This is a genomic window from Aminipila luticellarii, from assembly GCF_004103735.1.
Classification (GTDB): Bacteria; Bacillota; Clostridia; order Peptostreptococcales; family Anaerovoracaceae; genus Aminipila; species Aminipila luticellarii.
Genome location: NZ_CP035281.1, coordinates 1,126,033 through 1,145,192, shown reverse-complemented (window position 1 = coordinate 1,145,192; position 19,160 = coordinate 1,126,033). Strand labels below are relative to the sequence as shown.

Genomic DNA, 19,160 nt, shown 5'->3' with positions numbered 1-19,160 from the left:
AGCTTATATTAAAAACAACCATAATGAACTAAGACCATTTTCAATTAAAAATTTTTGCAAAAAATAAAGTAGAGGCATATGGTTTCACACTCCTATATGCCTCTATTTTTTTCTTTCGCTGAACCCTTTCAGTATCCGTTTATGAAGGATTTATGCGGCGTTATATCGCATTATACTTTTTCAATAAATCTTCTATGACCGTACCGGATATTTTTTGCAGCAGCTTTTTCTTTACCATATTTGCCGGGAATGGCAGCTTCATATCCATCATCTTTCCGCCGTCCATCATTTTTGATGTGGCAGAAAGAAGAACACGGATATCATAACAAGAACCGAACACTTCCGGTACTCCGCGGTCTACGTTTAAGAGCGTATAAACAGCCTCCATAGCTGTTCTCACCGAATATTCTGTCGTAAACACGGTATCTCTTACCGTATCTGCAAATTGTCCGATAAATGCAACGTTCACACAGCCCTCCGGAACGACCTTTGGCCTGTCCCCTTTGGTTCTAGGCATGAAGAATGCTGTAACATACGGCATCATACATGGGATGCACCGAGCCGATTTGGTGGCCATTTCATGAATTTCAGCCTCCGGCACGCCCATATGGTAAAGCCATTCTTCCGTAATTTCAATACCTGTACACTCTCGCATTGGTTTTTTAATATAGTTTCCGGGAACATCGGTAAACAATCCATATATCCATACGACCAGCTGATCCTTCGGCTGTTCTTTAAAGTGCGGCTGGCGGTTTAAGGTATAGCTCATCATCCAGTTTGAATCCTTTACGGTAATAATGCCTCCCGTGACCACTCGCCCGCTGAAAGGATCTCTCTTACATATTTTTTGAATATATGGAGGAATCTTATCATCTAAAGTAGTTACTGTGGCTGATTCCCAATTTGTAGCTGCCGTATTGGTGCAGAATTTCTCCGGATGTCCAAAAGATGCATCCTGTTTGGCGATATTTCGCCACAAATCCCAGCATCCCCCATTTGTAATAACAAAATCCGGAGCATGATTATCATCTCCAAAAGAGGCATTTTCCACGCAGCTTCCGTTGGTGACAAACACCAGATCCTCTTCTGTAAGCTCAATAAAAGCATCCGACCCATTTCGTTCGCAGATGATTTTTTTTGCTTCTTTTCTGCTTCCCTTCATATCAAAAATAACATTGGTCACTTTTACATTGTATTGAAAATCCACATGATGGGCTTCCAGATACTTTACCATCGGTAAGATCAAGGATTCATATTGGTTATATTTTGTAAACTTGAGGGCTGAAAAATCAGGTAATCCTCCTATATGATGGATAAATCTCTGAATGTAAAGCTTCATTTCCAAAGCACTGTGCCAATCTTCAAACGCAAACATGGTTCTCCAATACAGCCAAAAATTTGACTCAAAGAATTCGCCGGAAAACATGTCCGCAATTTTCTTATCGTACAAATCTTCATCCCGTGTAAAGAAGAGCTTCATAATTTCCATAGCTGCTTTTTCCGTAAGAGCGAATTTTCCATCCGTGTGAGCATCCTCTCCTCGATTTACCGTGGCTCGCATCAAGGAATAGTTCGGGTCCTTTTTATTTAACCAATAAAATTCGTCCAAAACAGAGGCTCCCTCTGTTTCAAGAGAAGGAATGGAACGGAACAAATCCCATAAGCATTCAAAATGATTCTCCATTTCACGGCCGCCTCGAATAATAAATCCCTTGTCCTGATCCTTTATACCGTCGCAAGCCCCTCCGGGCAGCTCCCGCGACTCCAAAATATGAATTTTTTCGCCCTTCATCTGTCCGTCACGAATCAAAAAACAAGCTGCTGCCAGAGACGCTAATCCGGAGCCTACAAGATAAGCCGATTTCAATTCTACACCTGCCGGCTTTTCCGGTCTTGCAAATGCTTCATAGTTCCCATTGCTATAATACATATAACTACCTCCAAATTATTAAACAACCCATAATATAGATTTATTTATTACATAATATCATATCACATATTACATTATTATTCCAATTTTTTTACAATATTATTCAAAATTTTGTCTGAGTAATCGGAAACAATATTTCCGGTTGGATAAAAAAAACCGACTGCCCATCCATTAGATTTTAGTCTAACTTTTGGGTGTCGGTTTGTTCTATGTTTATTTTTGATGGAACCTTTTAACGCTTCATTTAAAAAGCTCTTTCATCTTATCTGAAAAACTTTTTTTATTTCCATGGTTATCATTATTCAACATTTCGCCAAGCTCTTTGATTTTCTTTTTCTGCTCTGCATTTAATTTCGTCGGGATCTCCAGAACAACCTTTACATAAAGATCGCCCATCCTTGATGTCCTAAGGCCTTTGATTCCCTTCCCCTTTAATCGGAATACCGTGCCCGGCTGAGTTCCCGCAGGAATGCTATAGGATACCTTTTCACTTAAGGTCGGTACGATTATATCATCGCCTAACGCCGCCTGCGCATAAGAAATCGGCATCTCAAGCCATAAATCCTGACCGTCCCGTTTAAACAGCGCATGCGGTTTGACTCGGATTACAACATACAGATCTCCGTTAGGCCCGCCGTTGGTTCCCGGTTCTCCCTGACCTCTTATGGATATCACAGACTCGTTATCCACGCCTGCCGGAATATCTACTGAAATAGTAACAGTCTTTCGAACCTTTCCTGTTCCGCTGCATTCCGGACAAGGCTTCTCAACCACCTGACCGGTTCCTCCGCAGGTCTGACATGTAGAAACGCTCTGGAACTGTCCAAAAGGCGTTCTCTGAGTCGTACGCACTTCACCGGTGCCGTCGCAAGTCGGACAAGTTTTCTTGGATGTTCCCTCTGCCGCGCCTGTTCCGTGACACTTGTCGCACTCAACATATTTAGTAAGACGCATTTGCTTCTTTGTGCCGAAAGCTGCTTCCTGGAAAGAGATAACAACCTCCTGCTGCAGATCCCGGCCTTTCGCCGGTCCGTTACGCCTTCTGGAACCTCCTCCGCCGCCGCCAAAGCCGCCGCCGAACATTCCTCCAAACATGTCAAATATATCTTCAAACCCGCCAAAGCCGGCACCGCCGCCTCCAAAACCTGCACTTGGATCCACGCCGGCATGACCGAATCTATCATATTTACTCTTCTTGTCAGGGTCGGAAAGAACACTGTACGCTTCATTTATCTCTTTAAATTTTTCTTCGGCTTCCTTGTTCCCAGGGTTCTTATCAGGATGATACTTCATGGCCATCTTTCGGAAAGCACTTTTTATCTCACTCTCACTGGCGCCCTTCTGAATTCCAAGGACTTCATAATAATCTCTCTTATCTGCCATTTCTTTCTCTCCACTCTGCATTAAATTAATATCAACTTCTTTACGAAGCCCGCACACTACATTGTAACGGATTATAAGCACTCCCTGCCTGAAGGAGTGCTTATCTTTTCATATGTTATTGAAAGCCTGCACACCCCATCACAGAGGTAGCAGAGCTTCAAACCGTATCAATATTACCCCATGCAGGTTCATATGTCAACTATTTATCTTCATCTACTACTTCATAATCAGCATCTACAACATTATCATGCTTTGGTGCATCCCCTTCCGGAGCCGCATTGCCCGTACCGCCTGCCATATTCGGATCAAATCCGGCCGCACCGCCTTGCTGAGCTGCCTGTGCCTGCTGATACATTTTAGCTGAAATCGTATGGAATTGTTCTGTCAGCTTATCGGTCTTATCCTTGATCTCATCTAAGTTATTGCCTTCAAGAGCTTTTGAAAGTTCATCCTTAGCTGCTAAAATACTTGCTTTTTCCTCTTCGGACAGGCTTGCATCCAGATCCTTCAGATTCTTTTCTGTTTCATAAACAAGAGTTTCCGCTCTGTTTCTGATTTCTATTTCTTCTTTCTTCTGCTTATCTTCTTCTGCGAACTTTTCAGCTTCCTTGACCTTAGCCTGAATTTCTTCATCCGAAAGCTTGCTTGAAGACGTAATCGTGATTCTTTGTTCTTTACCTGTACCCATATCCTTAGCGCTTACATTCACGATACCGTTTGCATCGATATCAAATGTAACCTCGATCTGAGGGATTCCACGAGGTGCAGGCGGAATTCCGGAAAGCTGGAAACGTCCCAGCGTAGTATTTCCTGCTGCCATTTCTCTTTCACCCTGCATTACGTGAATATCTACAGCTGTCTGATTGTCAGCAGCAGTGGAGAATACCTGACTCTTCTTTGTAGGAATCGTCGTATTTCTTTCGATAAGTTTTGTAGCTACTCCGCCTAATGTTTCAATAGAAAGGGAAAGCGGCGTTACATCCAGAAGCAATACGTCATTTACTTCACCTGTCAATACGCCAGCCTGAATAGCTGCACCAACAGCTACACATTCATCCGGGTTAATACCTTTAAACGGATCTTTGCCTGTTACTCGTTTTACAGCATCCTGTACTGCCGGAATTCTTGTGGAACCGCCGACTAAGATTACCTTCGCAATGTCGGCATTGGTTACGCCGGCATCCTTCATAGCCTTCTGCATAGGTTCAATCGTTCTGTTTACAAGATCAGAAGTCAGCTGATCGAACTTCGCTCTTGTGATATCCATATCCATATGCAGCGGACCTTCAGCGCTCACTGTAATGAATGGAAGATTGATGTTTGCTGTCTGAGAACTTGAAAGCTCCTTCTTTGCTTTTTCTGCCGCTTCCTTCAATCTCTGATGAGCCATTTTATCTGCTCTTAAATCTATGCCATGTTCCTTGGCAAAGGTATCGGCCATGTAGTCGATCAATACTTTATCGAAGTTATCTCCGCCCAGCTTCGTATCGCCGTTTGTTGCTAATACTTCAAATACACCGTCACCCAGCTCCAGAATAGATACATCGAAGGTACCGCCTCCCAAGTCATATACTAAAATTTTGTGATGTCCGTTATCCTTATCCAGTCCATAAGCCAGAGATGCAGCGGTAGGCTCGTTAATAATTCTTTTTACATCAAGACCCGCGATCTTACCGGCATCCTTTGTTGCCTGTTTCTGAGCGTCTGTGAAGTAAGCCGGTACTGTAATAACCGCTTCTGTTACCTTTCCTCCCAGATAGCTTTCAGCGTCTGCCTTTAGTTTGCTTAAAATCATCGCTGAAATATCCTGCGGTGTATACGGCTTTCCATCAATTTCAACCTTGTAATCAGAACCCATATGTGTTTTGATGGATGAAATTGTTCTGTCCGGATTGGTGATTGCTTGTCTCTTTGCCGTTTCGCCGACCAGTCGTTCCCCGTTCTTTGTAAAGCCAACTACTGACGGAGTCGTTCTATTTCCTTCCGCATTGGCGATTACTACAGGTTCACCGCCCTCCAGGACAGCTACGCAGGAATTGGTAGTTCCTAAGTCTATACCTATTACTTTTCCCATGATATGTTACCTCCTAATTTGCGACCTTTACCATACTTGGTCGTATTACTTTACCGTTTAATTTATATCCTTTTTGTAAAACCTGAGTAATATGTCCGCTTTCATATTCGCTGCTTTCCTCAGTCATCACCGCGTTATGAAAGTTCGGATCGAACTCGATTCCCATTGCTTCTATTTCTTCTAACCCGCTTTTTTCCAATACCCCCTTGAAAATCTTAAATATATTGTTCATTCCCTGAACAAAGCCTTCGTCACCCTCACCGTGTGCAAGAGCTCTTTCGAAGTTATCTATTACATCAAGCAATTCTGAAACGAGTTTCTCGTTTGCATATGCATAAATGTCACTTTTGTCTTTCTCTGTTCTTCTCTTATAATTCTGAAAATCCGCCATAAGCCTCAGATACTTTTGATTGGCTTCTTCCTCTGTCACAGCCTCTGGTGACTTTTCTTCCCCGGCATTCTCAGGCTGTGCCTCTTGCCCTTCTGTTTTTGCCCCTTCTTCTGTAGACTCCGCCGCTTCCGTACCCTCAGTTTCCTTGGTTTCCAGATCATCTGCTGCGATCTCTTTTTCCACAGCCTTCTGCTCTTTACTCATCGTCCTCGTTACCTCCTATCAGTTTAAAAGTATTGTTCAAATTTTCAGTTACATACTCGATAACGGAAGTTACCTCGTCGTATTTCATTCTCGTCGGTCCGATTACACCTATCTTGCCCACAAGCTTCCCATCTATGTGATAAGTCGCTGTAATCAAACTGCAATTCTGCATCATGTCATCTGCGTTTTCATTCCCTATAGTAATAATCACACCATTTTCTCTTTTTATGAGCTTCTTGGTAAAATCCTCTTTTTTATCTAATAGTTCCAGAAACATCTTAGCCCTATCTATATCATTGTATTCCGGTATGGAAAAGATATTGGTCAATCCATCCATGTACAAATTTACGTTCAACATCTTCTCTAAAGTCTTCATGAAGTTCGGCATAATATTCTGTGCCAGCATCCCCATCGCCTCTAAATCCGTTTCAAAGGACTTTATAATATCCACCGTCAGTGCCTCGCTGATGGTCTTGCCTTTGAAGTTGTACGTCATAGATTTGGACAGCAGTTCAATATTCTCTCTCGTGTACGGCACCTTAAGCTTCAATGCTGTATTGGAAACCTTACCGCTTTCTGCTACAATCATCAGCACTACAGTACTTTGATCGACCGGAAGAATATTAATGAATCTGAGCAGATCTTCATCTGCTTCGGGTGTCATAGCAAAAGAAGTTAAATTGGTGATTTCAGATAGTAGGCTGGCTGCGTGCTGAATGGTTTTTTCAAACTCCGATATATCGCTGTGCAGCTTTTCCGATATTACCTGTTTTTCCTCTATCGTCAGTTCCTTTTTTCTCATCAGTTCATTGACATACAGTCTGTAGGCTTTGTCTGAAGGAACTCTGCCTGCCGAAGTATGAGGATGTGTTAAAAATCCCATATCCTCCAAATCCGACATTTCATTACGAATCGTAGCCGGACTTACGCCTAACGCATACTTTTTAGAAAGAGTTCTGGATCCAACCGGCTCACCTGTTCTGATAAAATCACCGATGAGGGCTTGCAGTATTCTCAATTTCCTTTCGTTTAAATCCATTTTTCTCACCCTTTCTTGTTAGCACTCGCATCACCTGAGTGCTAAATCTAGTTTTAATTTAACACTCTTAGGTATTAATGTCAACACTTCTTGCAAAAAAACATATAATTTTTTGCATCCGGACAAAATAGTTGACAAAAATGGGCAATATAAAAGCCGGACCTGCCAAATAAGGTGTTTGACAGGCCGGCTTTTACATTTCGTAATTCGTCGTTTTCTTTTACTTATTTTTTTTACCTAAGTATGCTTCCTGTATGGTCGAATCCGCCAAAAGCTCTTTTGCACTTCCGGAAGCTGTGATGACTCCCTGCTCCAGCACATAAGCTTTGTCCGCTACAGAAAGCGCTTTAAACGCATTTTGTTCCACAAGCAGAAGTGTTTTCCCCATTTGTTTGATTTCTACTATAATCTCAAATATGGTATTGATTAAAAGCGGGGCTAACCCTAAAGAGGGTTCATCCAGCATGATTAAATTGGGATTGGACATAAGCCCTCTGCCCATGGCAAGCATCTGCTGCTCTCCTCCCGACAGCGTACCGGCAATCTGCTTTTCTCTTTCCTTTAATCTGGGAAAAAGATTATACACCTTTTCAAAATCTTCGTTGATGCCTTTGGTGTCATTTCTAAGATATGCGCCCATTTTTAAATTTTCATGTACCGTAAGGTTCGCAAATATGATACGTCCTTCAGGTACTTGACAAACTCCCGATTTAACAACCTTATGAGCTTGCTTCGGAAGCGGCCGCTCTTCATAGAGCACATCTCCCTGATATTTCACCATACCGCTTATAGCATTTAATAAGGAGGATTTGCCTGCGCCATTTGAACCAATAATGGTAACGATTTCTCCCTGCTGTACATCGATGGATACCCCTCGGAGGGCATGAATACCGCCATAGTGTACATTAAGATTGTTTACCTTCAACATGGATATCTTCCTCCTTCCCCAGATAAGCTTCGATTACCCGTTTATCGTCCTGTATCTCATCGGGAGTACCTTCCGCCAATGCTTTCCCAAAATTCAATACAAAAATTTTATCACAAAGTCCCATGATCAAATCCATGTGATGCTCTATAATAAGAACGGTCAGATTAAAATCATCGCGAATCTGCCTGATCAACTCCATCAGCTGAATCGTTTCTTCCGGGTTCATACCGGCCGCCGGTTCATCCAGCAGTAAAAGCTTGGGATCTAAAGCTAACGCTCTGGCTATTTCCAGCTTTCTTTGCATGCCATAGGGCAGATTTGCCGCCACCATATCCCGCACTTCCCAAAGTCCCATCAGTTTAAGCAGCTCGGACGTCTTTTGATTCAATATGTCCTCTTGTTTGCAAAAGGAGCCTGCCCAAGGCAGTATGATCTTCGTAAAGGGTATTCTCCTTGGAAGAATGGATTGAAAAAGACCGTAGCTTCCTGAACGGTGACAGGCAGTCAGTACATTTTCAAAAACACTGAGCTTCTTAAAAAGCCGAATGTTTTGAAAGGTTCTGGTAATACCTCTCTCTGCAATTTCATAAGGTTTCAGGGGCTTCCAGCTAAAGCGTCTTTTTACCCCATTTGCAAAGCCTTTTCCATAGGGATCGGCTCCTGCGATCGGATCCCCGTAAAATAAAATTTCTCCCTCACTCAAGGTATATACCGCTGTAATCAAATTAAAAATGGTGGTTTTTCCCGCTCCATTCGGTCCGATCAGACCAAAGATTTCACCTTCCTTTATGGCAAAACTGACATCTCCTACTGCCGTCAGGCCTCCAAACCGCTTTGTTACATTTTTCATAGTCAAAACGTCTGTCATCCCTCTGCACCTCCCTTTTCTGCTGCATTGACCGTCCCTTCTTCCTTTTTATGACCAAGTCTGCCAAAGAAGCGAGCAATGCCCTTGAGGCTGAATTCTATACCGCCAAGCATCCCCTGCGGTCTGGTGATCATAATGATGATAACCGCAGCTCCATATACGACCAGTCTCCATTGAGCGAACTCTCTGAGAAGTTCCGGCAGGAATGTCAGAATAAATGCGCCTACTACACTTCCGGTGATGCTTCCTAAGCCCCCGAAAATGACCATAATGGTCATCTCTGTGGATTTAGTCAGCTGGAACATAAGAGGCTGTATAAAGCCCAGATAATGTGCCCATAGTGCCCCTCCGATTCCTGCATAAAGTGCAGAAATAGCCAGAGAAGTCATCTTATAGCTGAACACATTGATTCCGATCGCCTGAGAAGCCAATTCCTCTTCTCTTACAGCAATCATATTTCTTCCGTGTCTTGATTTAATGAAAAAGGCCATAGCGGATATGCCTATAATATTAATTACAATTACATTGGTCAAAGTAGTGTCTAAAGGAATTCCCGGCAAACCTCTGGCGCCGCCTACATATTGCAGGTTATCAAATATTAAACGTACAGCTTCCCCAAACCCGAGCGTTGCAATACAAAAATAATCCCCCTTTAAGTTCAGCGTAAAATACCCGATAAAAAGAGAAGCGAGCATTGCCGCAATGCCGCCGATCAGTATGGCGGCGTAAAAGGGAATACCAAAATTCATCGTGCAAATAGCTGAAACATATGCCCCTATAGCCATAAATCCCGCATGTCCAAACGAAAACAAGCCGGTGAAGCCTGTAAGCAGAGACAAGCCCAAAACGACCATCAAATTGATACCTACCAGAATCAGGATACCTTCGATGTAAAACCAACTGAACATAGAAAGTACCTCCTTTACGCCTTATCTTCAGTAATCTTTCCCATGATACCGCTAGGTCGGATTACCAATACAACAATAAGTAATGTAAATGCAATTAAATCCCTATATTGAGATGCGATGTAGGCAGAGCTCAAGGTTTCAATCAACCCCAAAAGCAAGCTTCCCACTACAGCTCCGGGCAGACTTCCCAATCCGCCGAATACCGCAGCGATAAAGGACTTGTTGGTAATGACACCTATTTGCGGATATACCGTATACTTCATCCCGAACAACATCCCTGCTACACCGGCCAGCATACCTCCCAGCAAGAAAATGACAAAGATGATTCGGTTTACATTTACCCCCATTAAATTACTTCCTCTTGAACTATAAGAACAAGCTCGGATGGCCAGACCCACCTTTGTTTTTTCAATAATAAATACTAAAATGGCCAGGCTGATTGCTGCGATGACAAACATCAAAACATCAATTCGACTGACCGAAATACTGCCAAAGGTAAACGGCACAGGATTGAAAATTTCGGGATAGGTCTTAAAGGTTGGTCCTATAGTAGCTATCACTAAATTTTCCAAGAATATAGAGGCTCCCATAGCTGAAATGATAAAATACAGGGATGGTGCATTTCTTTTTCGCAGGGGGCTGTAAGCCACCTTTTCCAGAACTACAGCTATCAGCCCTGCTCCTAAGGCGGCTATGATCAGTGCTCCTAAAAAAGACATAGGTAATAAGTGCAATGCATATAACCCAATATATGCTCCTAACATAATAACTCCGCCGTGAGCAAAATTGGAAAAATTTAAAATACTATATACTAATGAATATCCTACTGCCATCAGTGCATAAATGCTTCCGATAGACAGACCGTTTATCAACTGTTGTAAAAATACACTCAACTGCAAACCCTCCTAACATGTTTATTAAAATAAGGCAGTTTCAGGAACTGCCTTATTTGGTTGAAGTCCTACGACAAAATACTAATTTGCACCATACTTCTGCATAAATGCATACTCATACTCACCTGTCTCAGGGTTCAGCTGGATCTTCTGAATAGCAGCTTCTTTTCCTTCTGGGTTATGGGTTTTTTCGCCAAGCTTTATAGTTCCCGTAACACCCTTGACCTGTACCTGAGTAAGTGCATCGGTTATAGCCTGAGGGTCTGCACTTCCTGCCTTTTCTATAGCTGCTAATAATACCTTATATGCGTCGTGTACCATGTAGCAATTTATTTCCGGAGTCGTGCCGTATTTGGCTATGTAGGCTTCTGTAAGAGGTTTTACTTCCGGGTCATTATAGTCAAAATGGTTTACAACATAGCTTCCCTCCAACGATTTTCCTGCCATCTCAAATAATGTATCTGACGGCCATCCGTCTCCGCCCATCAAGGTGGCGGTTATACCCAGATCTCTTGCCTGATTTGCACTTAATGCTACTTCTTTATAATAATAAGGCATCAGAATAACATCCGGATTTGCTTTTTTTATCTTCGTTAACTGCGGTCTGAAATCTGTATCGCCTGCCTTAAAGGCTTCTTTCGCAACGATCGTTCCGCCCTTTGCCTCGAACGTTTCAATGAAATACTGCATAAAGCCCTGAGAGTAATCGCTCGCTACGTCATACAGAATAGCTGCATTCTTATATTTTAAAACATCTGCTGCGTATCCGGCAGCCACAGAACCTTGATAGGGATCGGTAAAGCATACACGGAAATTGTATTTATTTACAGATCCGTCATCCTTCACGGTAATCTTAGGATTTGTAGCAACTGTTGCAATATCGGATACTCCCGCAGACTCCAGTACACCGGTAATTGCCAGTGCCTGTGCGGAAGCATTTGGTCCTAAGATAGCACAGACCTTATCCTGAGATACCAATCGTTTTACTGCATTCACTGCTTCATTGGCATCCCCCTTCGTATCGAGAGCGACTAATTCCAGCTGACGGCCTAATACTCCGCCGTTTGCATTGGTTTCATCGATCAGCATCTGAACCGTCTGGCTTTCACACTTTCCCCAAGGGGCCTGATCTCCTGTCAGGGAACCAATCCAACCAATCTTAATGGGATCCTTTGTTGCGTCACCGCTGGCTCCGTTGGTGCTTCCGCAACCGGTAGCCGCAAGCAGGAGCACCATGAGGATGCTCACAAATAGAGTCCATTTTCTCTTCATTCTTTTTACCTCCTAAACACACAATATAAATACAAATTGACCGAATAAAAGCTTATTTTATAAACCATTTTCGTTCTTGATTTGTGATAATTATATGAAATTGATTCAAAATGCTTCAAGAAGCTTCAAAAAAATATTATAAATTTTTAGAATTAACTGAATTTTTTGTCTCATCTTCAACTTTGTCTTATTTATTTCCCCTTAATGAGCAAATTTGTTAAAAAAATATATGTACACATTAAAAGTATATGGTTGTCACATTCATTATAGACAACAAAAAAGTGGCTTCACCACTTCCTCCAATATAAACAACTAAAAAAAGAAACTGTTTCAAAAAAATCAGTCTCTTTTAAAAGTTCCCCTTATCTATTCCGGTCTTATTTCATTTATTCGGCCTCTTCATACACCATTTTTTTCTTAAGGATAAGCCATCCGTCATACAGCTTATCCAATACCGCATCATAAGCCTTAGCAATAGGCGGACTGGAGAAGATGATAACGCATAAAGAAGCTGCACCAAATATCCACAAATAATAGGCTGTCCAGTTTATGAACGGGAATCCATTTTCTTTTACAATATATCTTACAAACAAATGGAACATATATATAGGCATAGTATTCATCCCAACATACGCTAGATAATTCTTTTTGTTCGGCATCAAATTTAATAGCAAAATAGTCCATAGAACTGCAAGCAGGAGTACGACCGCCCGCATGATTATATCTGTGTACCAGGCAATACCAATATCCGCCGCTGTAGTTTTTAATAAATAAAAAGCAACCGGCACTTTAACATAGTAAGCAAGTCCATAAGATATGCCAAGCAGCACTGCCAGCAGTGGAATGCACTGCCATTTTTTCAGGCATTGTACTTTTTTTAACCGCTCGCTTGTACAGTAATATCCCATTAGAAAAAATGGAAAATAGGAAATGGTCCTGCCTAGTGCAAAATAATCCGTATCTACAGGCAAAAGCCCTGTAATTAAATAGATTCCAATGCTTATGGCAAGCAAATGCTTGATCTTTACCAGATCTTTTAAATAAAATCGATAAAAAAATACGGCAAATAAAAACCATAAAGCAAAAGGAGGCTTTAAGAAGTCTAAATTGGCATGACCAAAATAAAAATATCGAAATATGTAAAAAACTAACGTAAATAACAAATAGGGCAGCATAAACGTCTTAAAAGCTGTTTCCCTCGCCCGATCCACCTTTTTTGAAAAAAAGCCGGATAAAAACATAAACAGCTGCATAACAAATACATTAATCGTTATATAAACAATGCCGCCCAGAGAACCGTGTACAAACTCACCGCCTACTCTGGTAAAATGCGAAATCGGTATGCACCAAATGGCCAAACCCCTGAGATTATCAAATATAAAGCTTCTCTGCTTGGGTGTTAATACTTTGGGAGCTTCCTTTGATATATTATTTTCCATAAAAATTCCTTCCTCTATTATTTTGTCTCTTGATATGATATGTAGTGTTCATTATACCATTTATTTTATAATAATGCCTAGTATTTTCGCTAACTCTGCTGCTTGAAGCAATTCCACTACGGCTCCCTTTAGCTCTTTTGCTTCCGCAGACAAGAGGAGCCCGTCTATTTGGCAAGTCCTTAAGTCTAACCCCTTTAATGCTGTTTTATAAAAGTTTGCTCTTATTAAATTAACATCAGCTAAAACCAGCTTTTTTATTTTGCAATCGTCCAGGTAAGCCTCCGTCATATCGCTTTCTTCTATATCACAGTCATCCAAAAGAGAGGAAGTGAATACCGCATAACGGAACAGGCATTCCTTTATTTCTGTATTTTTAAATACACTTTCTGAAAAATCAGTTCCTACGCCTTTTACATTTTGGAACCTGCAATGATGGAAAGTACTGCTGTTAAAATCACAATTTGAGAAATCGCAGTTTTTAAAAAGACAATTTTTAAAGTATGATTTTTGAAATACCGCTCTGGTGAATACGCAGTTTTCAAAAATAAGCTCTGATCCGGACACAGCAGACAAATCCGTATTTTCTTCCGTTAAGGCTGTGATATACCTTTCTTCTATATCTCCGCCTTCATTTTTTAAATCGTCCATTAAGACCATAAAATCCCTTATATTATCTATGACTACGAAATCTCCGATGTTGTTCTCTATCTCCAATTTTTTCATGTATACTATACTCCCTACTCCCTTGTTTTTACTCCTCGGCCCAAGACAATGCACACTTTACAGCCTTCTCCCAGCCTTTCAGCATCCGCTGTCGTTTCTCCGGAGATAAATCCGGTTGAAATGTTCTGTCAATCTGCCAATTTTCAATAACATCTTCTTTATCCTTCCAGTAGCCTGTAGCCAATCCGGCTAAATATGCCGCCCCTAAAGAAGTGGTTTCAATACATTTGGGTCTTTGAACCGCAGTATTCAATAAACCCGCCTGAATCTGCATCAGAAAATTATTGGCACTGGCACCTCCATCCACCTTTAGCACAGCCAGCTTGATGCCCGAATCTTCCTCCATAGCATGGAGCAGATCAGTCGTTTGATACGCCAAAGATTCCAAGGTTGCCCGAACCAGATGATTTTTATTGGCACCGCGGGTCAGACCAAAAATCGTACCTCGGGCATACGGATTCCAATATGGAGCCCCCATCCCCACAAAAGCCGGTACTACATAGACTCCATTGGAGTCTTCTACAGACAGAGCCATCTCCTCGGAATCCGGAGAGGAATGGAGAATCTCCAATTCATCTCTAAGCCATTGAACAGCAGCTCCTGCCACAAATATAGAACCTTCCAGTGCGTAAGTGATTTTTCCGTCAAGTCCCCAGGCAATAGTCGTAAGCAGTCCATTTTGAGATTGAACCGGCTTTTCTCCCGTATTCATGAGCAAAAAACAACCCGTTCCGTAAGTGTTCTTCACTTCTCCTTCTTGGAAGCAGGTCTGCCCAAACAGAGCCGCCTGCTGATCCCCCGCTGCTCCCGCTATTTTGACGGGACCTCCGAAAATCACAGGGTCTGTCGTACCGTAAACGCCGCTGGAGGGCCTTGGCTCAGGCAGCATACTTTTAGGAATATTCAGCTCCTTCAAAATTTCCTCATCCCACTTTAGCGTATGAATATTGAAAAGCATTGTTCTGGAGGCGTTGGAATAATCTGTCACATGAATTCTTCCCATAGAAAGCTTCCAGATTAGCCACGTTTCAATGGTCCCAAACAGCAGCTCACCTTTTTCTGCTTTTTCTCTGGCTCCTTTTACATTCTCCAAAATCCAGCGGATTTTTGTTCCTGAAAAATAAGCGTCTATCAGCAATCCTGTCTTTTCTTTGAATTGTTCTGAAAGTCCTCTTTTTTTCAACTGATCGCAATATTCGGCGGTACGCCTGCACTGCCATACGATGGCATTATAAATAGGCAGTCCGGTATGTTTATCCCACACCACCGTAGTTTCCCTTTGGTTGGTGATACCAATCGCCTCAATATTTTCATAGGTGGCATCGATCTTATATAATGCCTCCTGTGCAACTCCAATCTGGGTGGACCAGATTTCCATCGGATCGTGTTCCACCCATCCGGCCTTTGGATAAATCTGTTTAAATTCTTTTTGAGCCAGACTTACCATTTCACCTTTCTTATTATATAAAATACATCTTGAACTGGTGGTTCCTTGATCAAGCGCCATTATATATTTGTTCATACTCTACCTCTACCTCACAAAATTTACATCTACTAACGCTATTCTACCATTTCTTTTAGTCCGATAGAAAGTGTGTGCGCCAACTGTTTCATTTCCGGATGCGTCTGCTTCACCAATCTGAGCACAATCGTAAGCCGTTCTTTTACTGTACGGTTTTCCGCTTCTATCCAAAAAGTGTTCTTCAACTATAACATATTCCGTTTTTCCATCCAACTGCAGCCGTTGATCTTTCTTGGTCAAATCTACGTTTACTATTTTAATCAATCCGTGATCGTTATCCATCTCTCTGATCACGGCACTTTTTAACTCATTTACTTGTTCTATAGAGATGGAAAAACGGCTGGTTTTCTTTTTCTCTTTACTTGACAGGCCTGTACCCGTCAAATTTGCAGCATAGCTTTCCGAAACGGACATGGTCTGTACACCGCCGCCGGAATCAGGATTTACTATAAGGACATTGGAAGCGGGAATCTTCGTATAAACGCTGCCGTCAGCTCTTTCATACACATTATTGATTGCTAATTCCCCCTCTTTCTTGGAACTGATTCCAATGGTCCCCTGTAAAGAATGAATTTCTTCTCCTATACGGTCATCTCCTTCAGATCCCTTTGCCTCTGAATCGATATGGGTATCATATATTCCATCAGAAAAGTGACTATCCATACCGGAATAATTTTCTCCGTCCTCTTCAAAATTTCTTTCTGTATACCCCATGTAATACCCATCTATATTATCAAAGGTATAACAGTCATTCTCCTGCCTTTTTCCCTCCACAATAAAACCATTGTTAAATCCCTGTATTTCTTCATCTGTAAGTTTTTCAACACTTTTGTCTGCCCTCACAAGCTTTTTCTCCTGATAATATAAGGTGTCTCCGTTCTGCATTTCGTAGTCTTTTAAATCCTCTTCAAACGCAACAAATATTCCTATCAATTTATCTCCGTTTTTCAAATCCTGTAATGCGGGGTTCGCCAGACCACAGCCGCTTAAGCCTATCAACGTTACAAACGAGATAAAAGCAAATAATCCCCACTTTCTATATGCCCTGCTCATTTTCTTCTTCCCCCAATTCTCCATCAAATTTTAATAAATCTCCCACATCACACTGCAAATAAAAGCAGATTTTGTTGATCGTATTGAACCGTACCCCTTTCGCTTTGCCACTTCTTAACACAGAAAGATTTGCTTCCGTTATGGATACTAATCCGCAAAGTTCCTTGGAGGTCATATTCTTTTTTTTCAGTATCTCATCTAAATGAACCTCTATCGCCATTTTCTCCTCCGCTCTTATCCATTTTTATATTTATATAATCATCTGATTATCATCATAAAGAGATGAACTTTCCTTCATATATTCGGCCAGTAACAGCCCTGCAAAAGCCAAAATCAAAGGCAGGAACGGTATATTCAGTAAAATATTCACATGGTTCGTTCCCCGCCATAAGATAAACTGAGTCACATTCTGAGCAATATTGCATAGAACGGATACGACAACGGTCTTTCGGCTTCTGGATGCCATGAGCATGGCTATTTCAGCGGCTCCCCGTTCATATTTATTTTCTTTCAGCGAATGGATCAACAGAACTCCGGATTGCATGATTCCTACCAGACAGGCTGTAGGTAAAAGTTTTAAAAAGAATTGAAAGAGAACGGCTGCTTGGCCTCCGGCTGAAGAGACATTTTCATATTCCTGAAACAAGTTTAAAGGCAGGATGAAACAAGTCATCGCCACATATAGGATCGTACAAAAAATCAAAAGATGTTCGGTCTTTCTCCATATATCTATACTCTGAAAGTCTGCGGCAAATTTCAGGACAGCATAACCGATTCCCAGGGAATACGCCATATTAGCTAAAATAATTTTAAGAATCGGTAAGGCATCTATCCACTCCGTACCAATCCCATCGGGTATAAAAACAGATAGAATGCCGGGGTTGATAAAACAATACAGCATGAAAAATAAATAAGCAGACAGCATCAGAAGGATATAGTCTGTCCGTTCTGTTTTACTTTTTTTATTATCTGGCGTACACTGACCTTTTCTCAATCTTTTTACAATTACAAAGCCTGCGGGAATCAGACATATTCCTGCATATAGCAGCCAGGCAGCCATATTGCCTGCTGCTGAACGAAAGGAAAGCCATCTGACCAAATTAGACACGGCCTCCGCAGGCATATAAAGGAAGCTGTATACGGCTGATATTTTTCCTCCCAAATACAACCCTACCGACAATAAAGCAGAACCAAAAGCTGCAAAACATACGAATAAATCAAATTTCTTTGTCTCCATACCCACTACCCCTTTATTTTTATAATTATTGTTTTGCGATAATTTCTCTTTTATCATATGCTATAAATTATCGTTTGTCAATAATTTAATCTCACACAAACTCTGCCAGTATGGTATTGGACACATCCACTCCTTTTATGGTAAAACGCATTCGGTTCTCATCCAAAAGGAGCATTCCTTTTTCAACATATTCCCTTATCAACCCTTCCTGCTCCGGATAGACTTCAAACAGTTTCTTTCCAAACCTTCTCTCAAATTCCCTTAAGCCTATCCCTTCCTCTCTTCTCATTCCCGTTATGATAAAGTCTACTATATCGTCCCATTCCGCGTTGATATGCCGCCATTCAACCCATTTTGGCCTAGCCTTTTCCTCCTTCGCCGGTATAGTCACGTCTCCCGATCCAAGTATTCCGATATACTTGGCTAAATCACGGACATTGCTGAACCGCTCTCCGTTCACATAAGAGTGAGCTCCAAGACCAATCCCCAGATAGTCGGCCATCGACCAATATTTCAGATTATGCCTGCATTCAAAGCCGGGTTTTGCACAATTTGAAATTTCATAATGGTGATATCCAGACTTTTTTAAGAATTTTGATGCGAAGTGATACATTTCTCTGTCTACATCATCTGATACCAGTTCCAGCTCACCCTTTTCAAACATCTCAAAATACTTGGTTTTTTCTTCGAGCTGCAGGCTGTAAAATGAAATATGTTCCGGATTTAAACAGACCGCCTGTTTTAAAGTCTCCTGCCATACGGCACAAGTATGGCTTGGTATGGCAAACATTAAGTCCATATTTATATTGTCAAACCCGGCTTGTCTTGCTAAGGCATATGTTTCTTTGGCATCTTCCGACCGATGCACCCTCCCCAGAGAGATAAGTTCCATATCATTTAAAGTTTGTACACCAATACTGATCCGGTTGATTCCGGCCTCCTTGTAAATTCTCAGCTTTTCTGCATCAATAGTCTTTGGATTGCATTCGATGGTTATTTCGGCTTTTTTGTCCACCTGATACTTTTGTTTTATCCATAAAAGTATTTCTTTCATCAAACGGGCATCTATTAAGGAAGGTGTTCCTCCGCCAAAGAATATCGAATCTACTATAAATTTGTTATCGTAAATATTGCTGTAAAAGTCCAGTTCTCTCATGACAGCATTCACATATTCTCTGTGCAGACCACCTGCTGTATTTTCAAAAGATAGAAAATCACAGTATAAACATTTTTTTATACAAAAGGGTATGTGTATATATATTCCCAGATTTTTCATAATGCCTCCACAAATTTTAC

General features: G+C 41.5%; 17 protein-coding genes. All 17 read right to left on the bottom strand.

Annotated elements, in window-relative coordinates; all coding sequences use genetic code 11:
- Nucleotides 1-160: 160 nt before the first annotated feature.
- Nucleotides 161-1,930, bottom strand: coding sequence for an oleate hydratase (locus EQM06_RS05180; protein WP_128745317.1), 1,770 nt, complete (start codon nt 1,928-1,930; stop codon nt 161-163).
- A 240-nt stretch (nt 1,931-2,170) separates the two neighbouring features.
- A complete protein-coding gene (gene dnaJ, locus EQM06_RS05175) occupies nt 2,171-3,313 on the bottom strand; it encodes a molecular chaperone DnaJ (RefSeq protein WP_128745316.1) in 1,143 nt (380 codons plus the stop codon).
- A gap of 199 nt (nt 3,314-3,512) precedes the next feature.
- Nucleotides 3,513-5,387 carry a molecular chaperone DnaK gene (gene dnaK, locus EQM06_RS05170; RefSeq protein ID WP_128745315.1) on the bottom strand — a complete coding sequence of 625 codons (1,875 nt, stop codon included), beginning with the start codon at nt 5,385-5,387 and terminating at the stop codon, nt 3,513-3,515.
- Nucleotides 5,388-5,400: 13 nt separating this feature from the next.
- Nucleotides 5,401-5,982, bottom strand: a complete 582-nt coding sequence (gene grpE / locus EQM06_RS05165; RefSeq protein WP_128745314.1) for a nucleotide exchange factor GrpE — start codon at nt 5,980-5,982, stop codon at nt 5,401-5,403.
- Nucleotides 5,975-7,021, bottom strand: a complete 1,047-nt coding sequence (hrcA, locus tag EQM06_RS05160) for a heat-inducible transcriptional repressor HrcA (RefSeq protein WP_128745313.1) — start codon at nt 7,019-7,021, stop codon at nt 5,975-5,977. The genes grpE and hrcA overlap by 8 nt, the downstream gene beginning before the upstream one ends.
- 220 nt (nt 7,022-7,241) lie before the next feature.
- The gene (locus tag EQM06_RS05155) at nt 7,242-7,949 is read right to left on the bottom strand and encodes an ABC transporter ATP-binding protein (protein ID WP_128745312.1); all 708 of its coding nucleotides are present in this window, start codon (nt 7,947-7,949) and stop codon (nt 7,242-7,244) included.
- Nucleotides 7,927-8,817 carry an ABC transporter ATP-binding protein gene (locus EQM06_RS05150; RefSeq protein ID WP_128745311.1) on the bottom strand — a complete coding sequence of 297 codons (891 nt, stop codon included), beginning with the start codon at nt 8,815-8,817 and terminating at the stop codon, nt 7,927-7,929. Before EQM06_RS05150 ends, EQM06_RS05155 begins: the two co-directional genes overlap by 23 nt.
- Nucleotides 8,814-9,725 (bottom strand): branched-chain amino acid ABC transporter permease, encoded by a 912-nt coding sequence (locus tag EQM06_RS05145; RefSeq protein WP_128745310.1) that lies wholly within the window; start codon nt 9,723-9,725, stop codon nt 8,814-8,816. Before EQM06_RS05145 ends, EQM06_RS05150 begins: the two co-directional genes overlap by 4 nt.
- Nucleotides 9,726-9,739: 14 nt before the next feature.
- Nucleotides 9,740-10,618: a branched-chain amino acid ABC transporter permease gene (locus tag EQM06_RS05140; RefSeq protein WP_128745309.1), complete on the bottom strand. Its 879-nt coding sequence runs from the start codon at nt 10,616-10,618 to the stop codon at nt 9,740-9,742.
- Nucleotides 10,619-10,699: 81 nt separating this feature from the next.
- Entirely contained in the window at nt 10,700-11,890 is a 1,191-nt protein-coding gene (locus tag EQM06_RS05135; RefSeq protein ID WP_128745308.1) for an ABC transporter substrate-binding protein, read from the bottom strand.
- Nucleotides 11,891-12,276: 386 nt separating this feature from the next.
- Nucleotides 12,277-13,329 (bottom strand): acyltransferase family protein, encoded by a 1,053-nt coding sequence (locus tag EQM06_RS05130; RefSeq protein ID WP_128745307.1) that lies wholly within the window; start codon nt 13,327-13,329, stop codon nt 12,277-12,279.
- Nucleotides 13,330-13,389: 60 nt separating this feature from the next.
- On the bottom strand, nt 13,390-14,052 hold the full coding sequence (locus EQM06_RS05125) for a pentapeptide repeat-containing protein (protein ID WP_128745306.1): 663 nt from the start codon (nt 14,050-14,052) through the stop codon (nt 13,390-13,392).
- 28 nt (nt 14,053-14,080) lie between these two features.
- Nucleotides 14,081-15,574, bottom strand: a complete 1,494-nt coding sequence (gene glpK / locus EQM06_RS05120; RefSeq protein ID WP_128745305.1) for a glycerol kinase GlpK — start codon at nt 15,572-15,574, stop codon at nt 14,081-14,083.
- 9 nt (nt 15,575-15,583) lie between these two features.
- Nucleotides 15,584-16,627: a hypothetical protein gene (locus tag EQM06_RS05115; protein ID WP_128745304.1), complete on the bottom strand. Its 1,044-nt coding sequence runs from the start codon at nt 16,625-16,627 to the stop codon at nt 15,584-15,586.
- Nucleotides 16,611-16,847 carry a helix-turn-helix domain-containing protein gene (locus EQM06_RS05110; RefSeq protein WP_128745303.1) on the bottom strand — a complete coding sequence of 79 codons (237 nt, stop codon included), beginning with the start codon at nt 16,845-16,847 and terminating at the stop codon, nt 16,611-16,613. Before EQM06_RS05110 ends, EQM06_RS05115 begins: the two co-directional genes overlap by 17 nt.
- A gap of 30 nt (nt 16,848-16,877) precedes the next feature.
- Nucleotides 16,878-17,864, bottom strand: coding sequence for a hypothetical protein (locus tag EQM06_RS05105; RefSeq protein ID WP_128745302.1), 987 nt, complete (start codon nt 17,862-17,864; stop codon nt 16,878-16,880).
- Between the two features lie 91 nt (nt 17,865-17,955).
- Nucleotides 17,956-19,140, bottom strand: coding sequence for a radical SAM family heme chaperone HemW (gene hemW, locus EQM06_RS05100; protein WP_128745301.1), 1,185 nt, complete (start codon nt 19,138-19,140; stop codon nt 17,956-17,958).
- Between the last annotated feature and the right edge of the window lie 20 nt (nt 19,141-19,160).